We start from the raw sequence: 15,278 nt of genomic DNA on the forward strand, positions 1-15,278 counted from the left end.
CCAGACCGGAGAGATGAGTGACCGAACCGCAGTTTGACAAGACTTTCGAGCCCGCCCATGGCGAAGCCGTGCCCGTGGCCAGGGGCATCCTGCGGGTCACCGCGCCCAATGCCGGGCCGCTGACGTTTCACGGCACCAACAGCTACATTGTCGGCCGTGACACGCTTGCGGTGATCGATCCGGGCCCGGAGGACGAAAGCCACTGGCGCACGCTCGAAGCGGCGATCGCGGGCCGTCCGGTGAGCCACATCTTCGTCACCCACACCCACCGCGATCACTCTCCGCTGACGGCGCGCCTGAAAGACAAGACCGGCGCCACGGTGGTGGCCGAGGGGCCGCACCGGGCGGCGCGGCCGCTTTTCACCGGCGAGGTCAATCCGCTGAAGGAAAGCGCAGACATGGATTTCGTACCGGATATTGCCGCCGGCCACGGCCAGGTGATCCGGGGCGACGGATGGGCGATCGAAACGCTGCATACGCCGGGGCACACCGCCAACCACGCAGCCTTCGCGCTCACCGGCGGCGACACCGACCTCGTGTTTTCGGGCGATCACGTGATGGCCTGGGCGACATCGATCATCGCACCGCCGGACGGGGCGATGAGCGATTTCATGGCCTCGCTCGACATGCTGGCCGAGCGTGACGACCGGTACTATCTGCCCGGGCATGGCGGGCCGGTGAAGGAGCCACGGCAGTTCGTCCGGGCGCTGAAGACCCACCGCCGCATGCGCGAACGCGCCGTGTTCGGCCGCGTCGAAAAGGGCGACAGGCTGATTGCCGACATGGTCAAGGTGATCTACCGCGACACCGATCCGCGGCTGCACAGGGCGGCGGCGCTTTCGGTGCTGGCGCATCTGGAAGACCTGGTCGGCCGCGGCGAAGTGGTGACCGACGGCCCGCCAGCCATTCATGGCGAGTACCGCCCCGCATAGACGCGCAATCAGCCGCCGGCAATCCCCAGCAGCCGTACATCGAGATCGTGCAGGAAAGTGCGGATCACGCTGGCGTTGAGCCCGAGATCGTGGTCGCCGTCCCGCGTTGCGGAGCGCATGTCGACAAAGGTGGTCTCCTCCTCTTCCGACAGGCGGACGAGGATATCGAGCGGGACACCGAGCACCAGCGTCTTGGTGCGATACTGGATCAGGGCATAGGTCGGAAGCGGGGCGAGCGGTTCGTTCTCGATATCCGGGCGCGGCGCCGGCAGCGGCGCGCGCGCCGGATCCGCCTCTCCGTTCGATGTGACTGCCCCGGCCTGGGACCCGCTTCCGGCCGCACTCGGCTCCAGCCCGTCGACAAGAGCCTCGACCCCGACATTGGCGACCGGCGTCCACTTCTTCTCCTGCGCAACTGCCTGGACCGCAATCAGCACGCGGTCGATCGCGCCTTCGTAGCGGCGGCCGGTGATTTGCGGATAGGCTCCGGCCTGCAACTGCCGCTTGGCCGGATCCGAACCATCGGAACGCGGCATCCAGGACCGGGCAATTTCCGGCTCTTCGAGCCATTCCGGCGGATTGGCAACGTCGGTCGAGATATCGTGAATTCGGGGGAGCAGCACGAAGCGGCTGGCCGCCAGCCCCATCGGAATGAGGATCAGCAGCGCCATGACCATGCCGCTGAAAGAGGCATGGCCACCCTTCGCGCCGATGTGCCAGAGCATGAAGAAACCGATCATCGACAGGCCCAGCACCAACACCGAGATGAGTGTCGCCATCAGGACGGCCGCGATCGCATTGGGCATGTCCAGCATGCCGATCCGGTGCAGCACCAGGGCCATCAGTGCCAGCAGAACGGCAAAACGGCCGAGCCTGCGCGACCAGGTGGCGGCTATGGAGCGGGGACGGACGGGACGGAAGGGCATGGCGCGGCCAGGGTCTCCGGGCGGGTGGAGCGCGGGATGCGCGACTGGTTGTGGTTGAATTCATTAGCCGTTCATGGCTGCCGCGGCAAGCGCCTCACTTCAGCCATGCTTGATGCCGAAGATCGGCACGGGGGGTAGATCAGACCGGACAGGTTTTGAGGTTCGGAAGGAGATCCACCATGACGGCAGACGCCCAGACAATGCCCGTTTACGGCCCGACGCGGCCCATCGACATGATTGCTGCCGGACGCACGCCCATCGCCGCGCGCGTTTTGGCGGAGCCAGCGCAAACCCCACAGAACAAGCGCCAGGCGCCGCTGGCGCTGGATCTCGTCGAACTCGACCTGGCGCTCGATCTCAGCGACATCGCCGACCGCGGCTTTGCCGACGCGGTGGCCGACGCAGCCAAGGTGATCGGCGGAGAGTTTCTCTTCGACCTGCCCGCCTCCGGGCTGGTGGAGGAAGCGCAGCGGATCGCGGTTGTCTGTCTCTCGCGCGACAATGGCGGGCGCTTCGGACTGGTGCTGCTCAGCGCCGGCGGCGACCGGGTCGAAACCGCCGAAGTCGACGAGGCGACGGCGGGGCTCGTGCAATTTGCCAGGGCGTTCGTAGCGGTGCTGGAAAAGCTCTGACAAGCTCTCGGAAGCCTTTTGCACCGGGCCTTTAGCGGCTAGTCTCGCCCCAACCATGCTAGCGACGGGACCGGGCCGTGGAACTGAGTGAGACTGATCGCGAGATCATCAACGGAGATCACGGCCGCGCAGCGGCGGACGCCCTGCAGCTAGTATTGAAATTCGCCGAGGCCGTCGGTGCGCCGCGGCTGCTGCCCTGCGCCAGCGCCCATGTTGACGGCTGCCTCTATCACGGCCAGGCGAGCCTCGATTTCGTCGAACGCTTCGTGGCGCTCGAAGGCCGGGTCAAGGTTCCAACCACGCTCAATGTCGGCTCGGTCGATCTCATCCATCCGGAGCTGTTTGTCGGCGATTCCGCGCTTGGAGCAGCAGGCAAGCGGCTGATGGAAGCCCATGTCGAACTCGGTTGCACGCCAAGCTTTACCTGCGCGCCTTACCAGACCTTGCTCAGACCCCGCTTCGGCGACCAGCTTGCCTGGGCCGAATCCAACGCCATCGTCTTTGCCAACTCGGTCATCGGTGCGCGCACCAACCGCTACGGCGATTTCATCGACCTTGCCTGTGCCCTGACCGGTCGGGTCCCCGATTATGGGCTGCACCGGAGCGAGAACCGCCGCGCGAAAGCGATCGTCGAGATCCACGGTTTTGACGAGGCGGGACCGGACCAGGCCGGCGGACTTGCGGTGGCGGCCGGACTGTTCACCGGCAAGCATTGCGGCGACGCAATCGCCGCCATCACCGGCCTGCCCCGATCAACCAGCGAAGACGACCTCAAGGCGCTCGGCGCGGCGGCCGCATCCTCGGGGAGCGTGGCGATGTTTCACGCGGTGGGGCTGACGCCGGAAGCGCCGGACCTTGAAACCGCCACGGGCGGGATGGACGTGCCGGTTGCCGGGCGGCTGGGGCCGCTGGAGGTGGCCGAAATTCTCTCTTCGCTCAGCACGGTGAAGGACGATGCCGCGCTGACGACGGTCGCGCTCGGGACGCCACATTTCTCGCTCACTGAATTCGACCGGTTGATGCCGATGCTTGATCTGGCGCCGTTCGCGGTGCCGATCTATGTCAACACGGGGCGGCACGAATGGGAGCGGCTTTGCGCCGACGGGCGCGCGGCAATTCTTGAAAAGGCTGGTGTCACGGTGGTGGTCGATACCTGCACCTATGTCACCGCGATCATCCGGGATCTTTCCGGCGCGGTGATGACGAATTCCGGCAAATGGGCCTATTACGCGCCGGGCAATCTCGGCGTCGATGTCGCCTTCGGCACGCTGGCAGACACGCTGCATTCGGCCAAGGCAGGACGGGTGGTGCGGGCATGAGCATGCGCAGCCTGGTTCACGGCAAGGCCGAAGGGACGTGCCTGAAGCTTGATGATCCCTTGAGTTTCTGGGGCGGGTTCGACAGCGCCAGCGGCAAGGTGATCGACCGGTTTCACCCGCAGCACGGCGCCTGCCTGAGCGGGAAGATGCTGTTCATGGAGCGCGGGCGCGGTTCGTCGTCGGGCGCGTCGGTGCTGGCGGAAGCGATCCGGCTCGGCACCGCGCCGGCGGCGATTATCCTCATCGATGAAGACGCCATTATCGCGACCGGTGCACTGGTGGCGCAGATGCTTTACGGCATCGATTGCCCGGTGATCGCGCTCAGGGACCGGCATGAGTGGCAGAGGCTTTCGGCCTTGCCCCGGCTTTCGGTTGAAGCCGGGGCAGATCTGGTTGTTCTTACTCCGCCGGCATGACCGCGGCGGATGAACCTGACGGCTCGCGGGTGAGCGATCTCAGCACCAGCTGGGTCAGCGCCGCGCCGGTAATCATCGAGGCGAGGCCGAGCAGCGAGGAGACCGCCAGAACCGAACCACCGGTGAGGCCGGCGCCGATGGTGCAGCCGACGGCGAGGATGCCGCCAAAGCCCATCAGCACCGAACCGGCGGCATAACGCCAAATCGATGGCGTGCCCGGCTCGGAGAAGGTCGAGATGCGGAATTCACCCGACACCAGTGCGGCGACGAAGGCGCCAAGGATCGCACCGAGCAGCACGCCCTGGTCGAGCCCGCCAAATCCGCCCTCGAGCGCCAGTTCGCCGGTGGTGGCGAGCGGACGGATGAAGGACAGGCTTTCGGCCTGAATCGGCTCGAAGACCTGGGTCGAGAGCTGCCAGGTGAAGTACCAGCCGGCAGCCACGGTGAGACCGATCAGGATGCCGCCGAGAAGACGCCAGACCGACAGCCGGGCCTTGAAGGCGAAGCCGAGAGCGACCACCGCCAGGACTGCACCGAGCGCAATGCCGAACCAGCGCTCGAGGCCGGCATGGGCCAGCAGGTCGTTGCCGCCGATGGAAGCGGTGTTCCACAAACCGCCGATCCCGTCACGCAGCGGCACCAGCACGCCGCTGTAGGTCGCAAGCCCGGTCACGGCGATGATGGCGATGGAAAAGATGCCGCGCAGGTTGCCCGAGGCGCTGAGCACCAGAAGCCGGGAGACGCAGCCGCGCGCCAGCACCATGCCGGCGCCAAACAGCAGACCGCCGACGAGCGCGCCCGAAAGGCTCTGCGCGGTGGAGAAGAAGCGGGTTTCCGAGACGTCGATCATCTCCGCGCCGAGCAGCGCCTGCACCGCGAGGATGGCCGCAGCGAAGCCCGCGGCCCAGGTGGCGAACGGCTTGAGATCGCTTTCACCCATGACGGAGAGAACCGCCGAGCGGGTGCAGTAGCGGCTGCGCTGGGCGAAAACGCCGAAAGCCAGCCCGAGCACGAGGCCGCCGACGAGCGCGGTCTGCGGCTCGCCAATAAGGTCGATCAGAGGGACGAGGTCCATGGCATCAGTCTCCGTGAAATGTATCTGCAAAATACAATCCATCGGGACCGGTGAGAGGGTCCGGACTTACAGCCCGGACCCCAGGAATGGTTTTTTCTTCTCCCACACCCCGGAATCTTGGAACCGGAATCTCCGGCAGCGATTTATCGCTGCCTTGAACCCCTTTCCAGAGGTTCAGGCATCAGGCTGTGCGCGTCTTGGCGATCGCCGCCTGCGCCGCCGCGAGCCGGGCGATCGGCACGCGGAACGGAGAGCAGCTGACATAGTCGAGACCGATCTGTTCGCAGAAGCGCACCGAGGCCGGGTCGCCGCCGTGTTCGCCGCATATGCCGAGCTTGATGTCGGGCCGGGTCGCCCTGCCCTTGTCGGAGGCGATGCGCACCAGTTCGCCGACCCCGTCGATATCAAGCGTGACGAAGGGATCCTGCTCGATGATGCCCTTCTGCTGATAGGTCATCAGGAAGGACGACGCATCGTCGCGCGAGATGCCGAAGGTGGTCTGGGTCAGGTCGTTGGTGCCGAAGGAGAAGAACTCGGCCACTTCGGCAATGGCATGGGCGCGGATGGCGGCGCGCGGCAGCTCGATCATGGTGCCGACGAGATAGGTGATGTCGACACCGGCCTCGCCGATCACTTCGCGGGCAACGGCATCGATCCGCGCCTTGACGAAATCGAGCTCCTCGCGCAGGCCAACGAGCGGCACCATGACTTCGGGAACCACCGGGGCGCCGGTGGATTTCGCCGCCTCGACGGCGGCCTCGAAGATGGCGCGGGCCTGCATCTCGGCAATCTCGGGGTAGGAGATCGCCAGGCGGCAGCCGCGATGGCCAAGCATCGGGTTGAATTCGTGCAGTTCGTCGACGCGCTGGCTGAGCTTTTCGACCGAGACCCCGATGACGCCTGCAACCTCGGCGATTTCCTCGTCGGTCTTGGGCAGGAACTCGTGCAGCGGAGGATCGAGCAGGCGGATGGTGACCGGCAGGCCCTTCATGATCTCGAACAGCTCGATGAAGTCCGAGCGCTGCATCGGCAGCAGCTTGGCCAGCGCCGTGCGGCGGCCGCCCTCGGAGCCGGCGAGGATCATCTCGCGCATGGCGGTGATGCGGTCGCCGTCAAAGAACATGTGCTCGGTGCGGCACAGGCCGATGCCTTCCGCGCCAAAAGAGCGCGCGGCGCGGGCGTCTGCCGGGGTTTCGGCGTTGGTGCGTACCTTCATGCGCCGCGTGGCGTCGGCCCATTCCATGATCAGGCCGAAATCACCGGAAAGCTCCGGCTGCAGCATGGCCACCGCGCCCTTCAGCACCTGGCCGGTGGAGCCATCAAGCGTGATCACGTCGCCGCCCTTCAGGGTGGCGCCGAGCGAGACCAGCGTGCCGTTGCGCGCGTCGATGCGCAGACCGCCGGCGCCGGAAACGCATGGCGTTCCCATGCCGCGGGCGACAACGGCGGCGTGGCTGGTCATGCCGCCGCGCGACGTGAGAATGCCTTCCGCCGCATGCATGCCGTGGATATCCTCGGGGCTGGTTTCCACCCGCACCAGGATGACCTTGCGTCCAGTCTTGGCGGCCTCAACGGCTTCTTCCGAGGTGAAGACGATCTCGCCTGTCGCGGCCCCCGGAGACGCCGGCAGGCCGGAGCCGATGATGTCGCGCTTGGCATGCGGATCGATGGTCGGGTGCAGCAGCTGGTCGAGCGAGGCAGGGTCAATGCGCATGACCGCTTCCTCGCGGAAAATCAGTCCTTCGCCGGCCATGTCGACGGCGATCTTCAGCGCCGCCTTGGCGGTGCGCTTGCCCGACCTTGTCTGCAGCATCCACAGCTTGCCGGCCTGGATGGTGAATTCCAGATCCTGCATATCGCGATAGTGCTTCTCGAGCCGGTCGCAGATGGCGAGAAATTCCGCAAACGCATCCGGCATCAGCTTTTCCAGCGAAGGCCGGTCGGAACCCGCCTCGATGCGCGCGGCTTCGGTGATCGATTGCGGCGTGCGGATGCCGGCGACCACGTCCTCGCCCTGGGCATTGACGAGAAACTCGCCATAGAGCTCCTTGGCTCCGGTCGAGGGATTGCGGGTAAACGCCACGCCGGTGGCGGACTGGTCGCCAAGATTGCCGAACACCATGGCCTGGACATTGACGGCGGTGCCCCAGGACGCCGGAATATCGTGCAGTTGCCGATAGGTGATGGCGCGGGCGTTCATCCAGCTGGCAAAGACGGCGCCGATCGCGCCCCAGAGCTGCTGGTGCGGGTCCTGCGGGAAAGGAATGCCGAGTTCTTCCTCAATGGTTGCCATGTAGCGGGCAATGATCTCGCGCCACTCGCCGGCGCTGACATCGGTGTCGAGTTCATGACCGAGACGCGCCTTCTCGTCCTCGAGGATTTCCTCGAAGACCTCGTGATCGAGTCCCATGACCACGTCGGCATACATCTGGATGAAGCGGCGATAGCTGTCGAAGGCGAAGCGCTCGTCGCCGGAATCGCGGGCGACGGCGAGAACGGTATCGTCGTTGAGGCCGAGATTGAGCACCGTGTCCATCATGCCGGGCATCGAGGCGCGGGCGCCTGACCGGACCGAGAGCAGCAACGGCTTTTCCGGATCGCCGAAAGCGCGCCCGGCAATGGCGCCGACCTTGACCAGTGCATCGGTGACCGCTGCCTCAAGCCCGTCAGGCATCTTGCGGCCATTGTCGTAGTACCAGACGCAGGCATCGGTGGTGATCGTCAGGCCCGGAGGTACCGGGAGGCCGAGATTGCACATTTCGGCAAGATTGGCGCCCTTGCCGCCCAACAGATTGCGATCCGCGGCGGAGCCTTCGGCCTGCCCGTCTCCAAAAGTGTAGACCCACTTCGTCATCACTCGACCTTCCCTCGTCAGCAACCCGCACCGCCGCCGGCGACTGCTTCCTCTCCCGGGGGACCCGGGCGGCTGGCGATCCGGCAAGACGCTGTTTTCAATAACCTTGCTTGGGGTGCTAAGCGTATGGCGAGCGAAATACAATGCGCAATTTGGCCCAAGCGGCGACTAAATCGATCCAACCGACAAGGAAGATGCCCGCAGTGTTGCGCAGGTGACGCAGAGCGGCAAAATGCCGGCTTGCAGCGGTTTTCCCGCCATTACCGGCCCGAATCGGCTCTCACGGCGCATCACCAAAGGCAACGCAAAGTGATTGTAACAGCGGCACAATCCACGCCGGGCCGGAGAATGATCTATGGACCCGGCCGCAACACCGCATTAACAGGGTTGGAAAATCCGGCCGAAACGGGACTCGCGGCCGAATTCTCTGTCCGTTTGAGTCCGGAGGCACGCAAGCATGTCGTCTGCATCCCGCGCACCCGTTCCCTTTGTCGATCTAGGCGCCCAGAAGGCGCGCATCCGTGACCGCATCGATGCGGCGATCGCCCGGGTTCTGGACCACGGGCAGTTCATCATGGGCCCGGAAGTCGCCGCGTTCGAGGCGCAACTGGCAACCCATTGCGGCGCGCAGCATGCGATCGCCTGCTCCTCGGGCACCGATGCGCTAGCAATGGTGCTGATGGCCAAGAACGTGCGGCCGGGCCAGGCGATCTTCTGCCCGGCGTTCACCTTCGTTGCGACGGCCGAAGTGGTGGCCTGGCTCGGGGCGCATGTCTGGTTCGTCGATGTCGACGCGGACACGTTCAACATGGACCCCGCCTCGCTCGAAATCGCCATTGCATCGGCCAGAGAGGCTGGACAGGAGCCGGTCGGCATCATCCCGGTCGATCTGTTCGGACTTCCCGCCGATTATGACGCGGTGTCGAGGATCGCCGCCCGCGAAGGCCTCTGGGTGCTGGGCGATGCCGCGCAAGGCTACGGCGCGCGATACCACAACCGCCGGGTCGGCACGCTGGCGATGGCGACGGCCACCAGCTTCTTCCCGGCCAAGCCGCTCGGCGCCTATGGCGATGGCGGCGCGCTCTTCACCGAGGACGCCGAGCTTGCAGCGACGCTGCGCTCGATCCTGTTTCACGGCAAGGGCGAAAACCAGTACGACAACGTGCGGATCGGCATGACCGGCCGGATCGACACGATGCAGGCGGCGATCCTGATCGAGAAACTGGCGATCTTCGATGACGAGATCGAGGCGCGCAACCGGATTGCCGCCCGGTACACCTCATTGCTGGAAGGCCGCGTGGCGACACCGAAGGTTCCAAGCGGGCTGCAGTCGGTCTGGGCACAATACACGATCAAGCTGCCCGAAGGCGCCGACCGCGCGGCGATACAGGCAGGCATGAAGGATGAAGGCATTCCGACGGCGGTCTACTATTCCAAGCCGCTGCACCGCCAGGACGCCTACAGCCACTACGGCGTTGCCGGCGGCTCACTTCCGGTCACGGACATGCTCGCAGGCTCCGTTCTCAGCCTGCCGATGCACCCCTATCTCGACGAGGAAACCCAGGACCGGGTGGTCGAGGCGCTGGTTTCGGCGTTGTAAGGCCGGCCGGCGCTGGTGGCTGCACGCCAGTGGCAAGTTATCGAGCCAGCGCTGCCATGCGCCTGATGAAATCGGCGCACGCTTCGGGAGCGGTGACCGGTATCATGTGGCCGCGGCCCGGCAATTCCTCGTATTGCAAGCCATAAGCCTGCATCGAACGTCCGTGCAGATCCGGTGACAACAGCCGGTCATTCGCCCCGAACAGGATGCCACCGGGAACCTTCAGTTCGTCCGCGTAACGTTCCACTTGGCCGGGCATCGATGACGACACGCCTTCAAGATCCGTCGAGGCGCCTATGAAGGACGACGGTCGCAAACCCAGAATGCCGCCTCCCCTCGTCATGAAGTCGGCCGGGGCTTTTTCCGGCGCGAAGACCTGGGCGACGACCGTGTCACTTGTCAGTTTGGCAACCGGTGCCGCCACGGTGTGCCCGATCAGCCGGCGCAGGAATGCGGAGCGGACCACCAACGGCTTGAACACCGCCGGCGGAGCGGGGATGAATGCAGTCAGCGGACACAGAAGCGCCAGCGCCCCGATCCCGTCCCGGCGCTCGAGCGCCATTGCCAGAGACAGCGCACCACCGAGCGAATGACCGACAAGAACCGGCTTCTCGACGCCAAGCTTGTCGAGGAATTCTCCGATCATGCTGGCCTGGGCGGGCAAGGCCGCGAGAACGTCACGGTCGCGTGTCGAGTATCCCGAGCCGGGACGGTCGATAGCGATCACCCTGAACTCGGACGACAGCTGCTCAGCCAGCGCATAGGTGCAATTGTGCATGGTGCCTGCCAAGCCGTGGATCAGCACCACTGCCTGGCCGTCGCGCGATCCTTGATCAGTGTAATGGATCTTACCACCGCGCACCGGCAGGAACTGACCTGCAGGCGGGACCGTTTTCTCTGCACTCGCGGCAAGCTTCCGGGTCCAAAGCCAACAGGCGACCAGAAGCGCAAACACACTGATCAACAACCAGAATAAAACAAACATCAAACAAAACCCACTTCCGGCGATTCACGGCTGAAAACCTCGTATCCGGCAAACGAGTATCGGCAACGGGACAACAAGCGTCAATCAGACCGCCAGCGGCGAATTGTCAATGACCGACCCTGGAGCTCCGCCTTAATCCGCTTCGCGCGACTGCTGGATCATCATCAGATCGACGCAGACTGGAGCCTATCATCTTTAGATGGAATCGTTTGAACGCAGGGATTTCGTGATCTGGCAAGGAGCGTCAGGCGGCGCGGCGCGAACGCCGTTAGCCTCGCGCGACGCAGTCCAGAGCGCGAAAGGCCCAGTTCAGCGTTATGCGGACACGCTTCGCTCCTGGTGCCCGACATACCGGGTGAGATTGCAGGGGATATCGGCCATTCCAATCTTCAATGTGGCTCGTTCGATCCCAAGGGTGCGGATGAAGAGTTTCATCTGCTCAGATGCTGATGGAATGATCAGCACCCGGTCATCTTCGATTCCTTCACCTTGTTGCCAACGATGACCCCAAAGCACTTCCCGTAGGTCACGCGACCGTTTCCATCGCATTTGCTTTTCACATTTTTCTTGCCGCTGAAAACACAGCCATTGCCGCTATTACTCTTTGTCTTGAACTTCGCTCCAACCAGTTTCCCCTGCGCATTCTGGCACTGCACTGTGCAGCTTTGCGCGTAGGCGGAGGAAGACAGCCCGAGAACAAGGGTCGCGGCTAGAATATACCTTGAAATACCCATGATTACCCCTCAACATAATGTCTGCTGATGATTGAATCATTACTGTTTTTTGTCAACGACCAACCTCACCGCTCCCGCCACCTTTCAAGCGCATGCAACGGCTAATCATAACTTGTTTTGATTTGGCTGGGCGTTATCTCAACGCTTCCACCACAGGCCCGGCACATGAACCAGGCGCCTATACCCCCCTGGTTTGATCTACGTACGGTACTCTACGCATCATACCCAACCAGCCATGGGGTGTTGTGGGGGCCCATCGGCCAGCCCAATTCAAGCGATCTCCACTGGCAGGACTATGTCGCCCAAAGCCCCTACCCCGCGTCGCGCAACTGCTCGGCGGTCTGCAGATCGACCGAGACCAGCTGGCTTACCCCCTGTTCCGCCATGGTAACGCCGAACAGGCGGTTCATGCGGGCCATGGTGATCGGGTTGTGGGTGATGATGACGAAGCGGGTCTCGGTCGAGGCGGCCATCTCGTCCATCAGGTTGCAGTAGCGCTCGACATTGTGGTCGTCGAGCGGGGCGTCGACCTCGTCGAGCACGCAGATCGGCGCCGGATTGGTGAGGAACACCGCGAAGATCAGCGCCATGGCGGTCAGCGCCTGTTCACCGCCAGAGAGCAGCGTCATGGTCTGAGGCTTCTTGCCGGGCGGACGGGCAAGGATCTCGAGGCCGGCCTCGAGCGGATCGTCGGATTCAATCAATTGCAGTTCCGCCGTACCGCCGCCGAAGAGGTGGGTGAACAGCCGCTGGAACTGGGCGTTGACGATGTCGAAGGCGACGAGAAGACGATCGCGGCCTTCCTTGTTGAGGCTCTGGATCCCGGCGCGCAGCTTCTTGATCGCGTCGATGATGTCCTCGCGCTCGGTGACGATCAGATTGAGACGGTCGGAGAGTTCGGTCTGCTCTTCCTCGGCGCGCAGGTTGACCGCGCCCAGCCGTTCCCTCTCGATCTTGAGGCGTTCGAGGTTGCGCTCGACCTGGGCCGGATCGGGCAGCGGCGCATCGGCGGCCAGTCCGGTCTGGCGCATGGCCAGATGCGGCTCGCAATTGAGCGCCTCGCGGATGCGGGCCTCGCCTTCCTCGCGCCGTTCCCTGGCGGCCATCAGCCGTTCCTCGGCGCGGCCGCGCGCCTCCCGGCCCTGCGACAGCGCGCCGATCGCTTCGGTGGCGATCTTGTCGGCCTCCCGTGATTTGGTCTCGGCAAGCGCCAGCGCGTCGGCGGCTTCCTGGCGGCGCTTCTCGGCTTCGCTGAGCTGGTTCATCAGCTGGCGGCGGCGGGCGGCAATTTCATCGGGCGCCTCGGCGATGCCGGCGACTTCGGCTGCGGCTTCGCTCGAGCGGGCGGCAAGGGCTGCGAGATGGTTCTCGGCGTTGGCGGCGCGCTCAAGCCAGTTGGCCCGTTCGCTAGCAATCGCCTCGAGCCGGCGGGCGCGGGCAGCGTTTTCGCGCTCCAGCCCTTCATGGGCGGCGCGGGCTTCGGCCAGACCACCGCGATCGGTGGCGACCTGGGCGTTGATCTGGGTGAGCGCGGCGTCAAGCCCGGCCAGATCCGGACAGGCCTTGAGCGAAAGCTCGGTCTGCTCCAGCGCCTCGACCGTCTCGGCCAGTTGCGCGCCGACCTGGGCGCGGGATTCGGTCAGCACCGCGCGGCGGTTGGAGAGTTCGCCTGATGCGCGTTCGGCGCTCGCCAGTTCATCGCGGGCGCGGCTGACATTCTTGCTGGCGTCGCGGATCAGGTCGCGCGCCGCCCGGCTCTCGTTGACGCGGGCAACGACCGCGGCCTCGCTTTGAGTGAGCGTCTCCTCGACCTGGCGCAGCACCTTGGTGGCCTCGACGGCCTCCTCGTTGAGGTCGGCCAGACGGTTCTTCTGCTCGAGCCTGAGTGCGGCGGGCGTCGGCGCATCGGCGGAGGCGACATAGCCGTCCCAGCGGAAAACGGCGCCATCGCGGGTGACCAGCCGCTGGCCGGGCTTGAGCGATCCGTGCAGCGCCCTGCCGTGATCCGCATCGGCCACCAGCCCGATATGGGCAAGCCGGCGCGCAAGCTCCTCAGGCGCCCGCACATGGGTCGACAGCGGCGTGACGCCATCGGGAAGCGCCGCGTCCCCGTCTGGAGGGGACATCTTTGCCCAGTGGGCGGGAGCCGCCGGATCGAGCGGCAGGTCGAGATCGTCGCCGAGTGCCGCGCCAAGTGCTGTCTCGTAGCCACGGTCGACCTTGATCTGCTCGACCACCGGCGGGAACAAGTCCGAACCCTGGCCGGCATTGAGCATGCGGGCAATGGTCTTGGCCTCGGTCTCGATGGCGTTGAGCCGGGCCTTGGCCTCGGTCACCGGCTGGCGGGCTGCGGCTTCGGCTGCGCGCGCGGCTTCGAGCGCCGTCTCGATTTCGGCAAGCGCCTTCTCGGCATCTGCAAGCGCCTTTTCGGCCATCTCGCTGTCGCGGCGCTTGGCAACCGGATCGGGAAGGCCCGCGATGCGCTCGGCAATGGATGCCAGATCCGCATCCTGGCTGGCGATCTGGCGATCGAGCCGCGCCTTGCGTTCCCCGGCCTCGCGGATGACACGCTCGAGCTGGGTGCGTTCGGCGGCGGCTTCGGCGCGCTCGGCGGTGATCACGCCGAGCGAGGTCTCGCTTTCGGCAAGCTTTGCCTGGGCTGCCTCGAAGGCGGCTTTCAGGGCTGCTGAGCGTTCGCCGCTGCCTTCGAGCGCTGCCTTCAGTTCGGCCTCCTCGTCGGAGAGCCGCTGCATGATGCCGGCATTGTCGGCAATCAGGCGCTCCTCGCGCTCGATGTCGGCCTTGAGCTGTGCCATGCGGCGATCCAGTTCCTCGCGGCGGCGGGCAATGCGTTCGGCTTCCTCGTCGATCTGGGTGCGGGCAATCTGCAGCCGCTGCAGGGCGGCCGCCGCGGCTGCCTCGGCTTCGCGCAGCTCGGGCAGTTTGAGCGAGGCGATGGCCTGGTTCTTGGCGGCCTCCATCTGCGCCTGGGCCAGTTCGGCGACCTGCGACGTGGCCTGGGCGAGCGCGCTTTCGGCCTCGCCTTCCTGGCCCTTGGCGAGCGACCACCTCAGATGCAGAAGCGTCGCCTCAGCCTGCCGGACTTCGGCGGAGAGGATCTTGAAGCGGTTGGCCTGCCGGGCCTGGCGCTTGAGGCTTTCGACCTGGGATTCAAGCTCGGAGGTGACGTCGTCAAGACGTTCGAGATTGGTCTCGGCGGCGCGCAGCCTGAGTTCGGCCTCGTGGCGGCGGGAGTGCAGGCCGGAAATGCCGGCCGCTTCTTCGAGCAATTGCCGGCGCGCCTGCGGCTTGGCCTGGATCAGCTCCCCGATGCGGCCCTGCCCGACCATCGAGGGCGAACGGGCGCCGGTCGAGGCGTCGGCAAACAGCAGCTGCACATCCTTGGCGCGGGCTTCCTTGCCGTTGATGCGGTAGACGGAGCCGGATTCACGCTCGATGCGCCGGGTGACCTGGATCTCGTCGGAATCGTTGAAGGCGGCGGGCGCGGTGCGGTCGGAATTGTCGAGGTAGAGGCCGACTTCGGCAGTGTTGCGGGCCGGACGGTTGCCGGAACCGGAGAAAATCACGTCGTCCATGCCCGAGGCGCGCATGTTCTTGTAGGAGTTCTCGCCCATCACCCAGCGCATGGCCTCGACAAGGTTGGACTTGCCGCAGCCATTGGGCCCGACCACGCCGGTCAGGCCGCGCTCGATAACGAATTCTGTCGGTTCGACGAAGGACTTGAAGCCCAGGACCCTAAGCTTGGTAAACTTCATGGCCGGGCCTCCCGGTCATGCGCATCAGG

General features: G+C 65.2%; 11 protein-coding genes. 5 read left to right on the top strand and 6 right to left on the bottom strand.

What is annotated here, in order from left to right:
* Window positions 1-17 precede the first annotated feature (17 nt).
* The gene (locus tag O4H62_RS05170) at window positions 18-932 is read left to right on the top strand and encodes an MBL fold metallo-hydrolase (RefSeq protein ID WP_269386050.1); all 915 of its coding nucleotides are present in this window, start codon (window positions 18-20) and stop codon (window positions 930-932) included.
* Window positions 933-940: 8 nt separating this feature from the next.
* On the opposite strand, the gene O4H62_RS05175 is transcribed toward O4H62_RS05170, so the two are convergent.
* Entirely contained in the window at window positions 941-1,858 is a 918-nt protein-coding gene (locus O4H62_RS05175) for a DUF1499 domain-containing protein (protein ID WP_269386051.1), read from the bottom strand.
* 179 nt (window positions 1,859-2,037) lie between these two features.
* On the opposite strand from O4H62_RS05175, the gene O4H62_RS05180 reads away from it, so the two are divergent.
* The 3 genes from O4H62_RS05180 to O4H62_RS05190 all read left to right on the top strand — a co-directional run bounded on the left by O4H62_RS05180 (window position 2,038) and on the right by O4H62_RS05190 (window position 4,225).
* Window positions 2,038-2,490, top strand: coding sequence for a hypothetical protein (locus O4H62_RS05180; protein WP_269386052.1), 453 nt, complete (start codon window positions 2,038-2,040; stop codon window positions 2,488-2,490).
* Between the two features lie 77 nt (window positions 2,491-2,567).
* Complete coding sequence (locus tag O4H62_RS05185; protein WP_269386053.1) at window positions 2,568-3,809, top strand: aconitase X catalytic domain-containing protein; 1,242 nt, start codon at window positions 2,568-2,570, stop codon at window positions 3,807-3,809.
* On the top strand, window positions 3,806-4,225 hold the full coding sequence (locus O4H62_RS05190) for an aconitase X swivel domain-containing protein (protein ID WP_269386054.1): 420 nt from the start codon (window positions 3,806-3,808) through the stop codon (window positions 4,223-4,225). The genes O4H62_RS05185 and O4H62_RS05190 overlap by 4 nt, the downstream gene beginning before the upstream one ends.
* Here O4H62_RS05190 and O4H62_RS05195 read toward each other — a convergent pair.
* A complete protein-coding gene (locus tag O4H62_RS05195; RefSeq protein ID WP_269386055.1) occupies window positions 4,209-5,300 on the bottom strand; it encodes a YeeE/YedE family protein in 1,092 nt (363 codons plus the stop codon). The genes O4H62_RS05190 and O4H62_RS05195 overlap by 17 nt on opposite strands.
* 181 nt (window positions 5,301-5,481) lie before the next feature.
* The gene (gene ppdK, locus O4H62_RS05200) at window positions 5,482-8,154 is read right to left on the bottom strand and encodes a pyruvate, phosphate dikinase (RefSeq protein ID WP_269386056.1); all 2,673 of its coding nucleotides are present in this window, start codon (window positions 8,152-8,154) and stop codon (window positions 5,482-5,484) included.
* 457 nt (window positions 8,155-8,611) lie between these two features.
* On the opposite strand from ppdK, the gene O4H62_RS05205 reads away from it, so the two are divergent.
* Window positions 8,612-9,754: a DegT/DnrJ/EryC1/StrS family aminotransferase gene (locus tag O4H62_RS05205; protein WP_269386057.1), complete on the top strand. Its 1,143-nt coding sequence runs from the start codon at window positions 8,612-8,614 to the stop codon at window positions 9,752-9,754.
* A 37-nt stretch (window positions 9,755-9,791) separates the two neighbouring features.
* Here the strand turns inward: O4H62_RS05205 and O4H62_RS05210 are convergent, their stop codons facing one another.
* The 3 genes from O4H62_RS05210 to smc all read right to left on the bottom strand — a co-directional run bounded on the left by O4H62_RS05210 (window position 9,792) and on the right by smc (window position 15,249).
* Window positions 9,792-10,616, bottom strand: coding sequence for an alpha/beta fold hydrolase (locus O4H62_RS05210; RefSeq protein ID WP_269386058.1), 825 nt, complete (start codon window positions 10,614-10,616; stop codon window positions 9,792-9,794).
* A gap of 581 nt (window positions 10,617-11,197) precedes the next feature.
* Window positions 11,198-11,473 carry a hypothetical protein gene (locus O4H62_RS05215; protein ID WP_269386059.1) on the bottom strand — a complete coding sequence of 92 codons (276 nt, stop codon included), beginning with the start codon at window positions 11,471-11,473 and terminating at the stop codon, window positions 11,198-11,200.
* A 311-nt stretch (window positions 11,474-11,784) separates the two neighbouring features.
* Window positions 11,785-15,249 (bottom strand): chromosome segregation protein SMC, encoded by a 3,465-nt coding sequence (gene smc, locus O4H62_RS05220; RefSeq protein ID WP_269386060.1) that lies wholly within the window; start codon window positions 15,247-15,249, stop codon window positions 11,785-11,787.
* Window positions 15,250-15,278 lie beyond the last annotated feature (29 nt).

This window comes from Parahoeflea alexandrii, from assembly GCF_027214025.1.
Taxonomy (GTDB): domain Bacteria; phylum Pseudomonadota; class Alphaproteobacteria; order Rhizobiales; family Rhizobiaceae; genus Hoeflea; species Hoeflea alexandrii_A.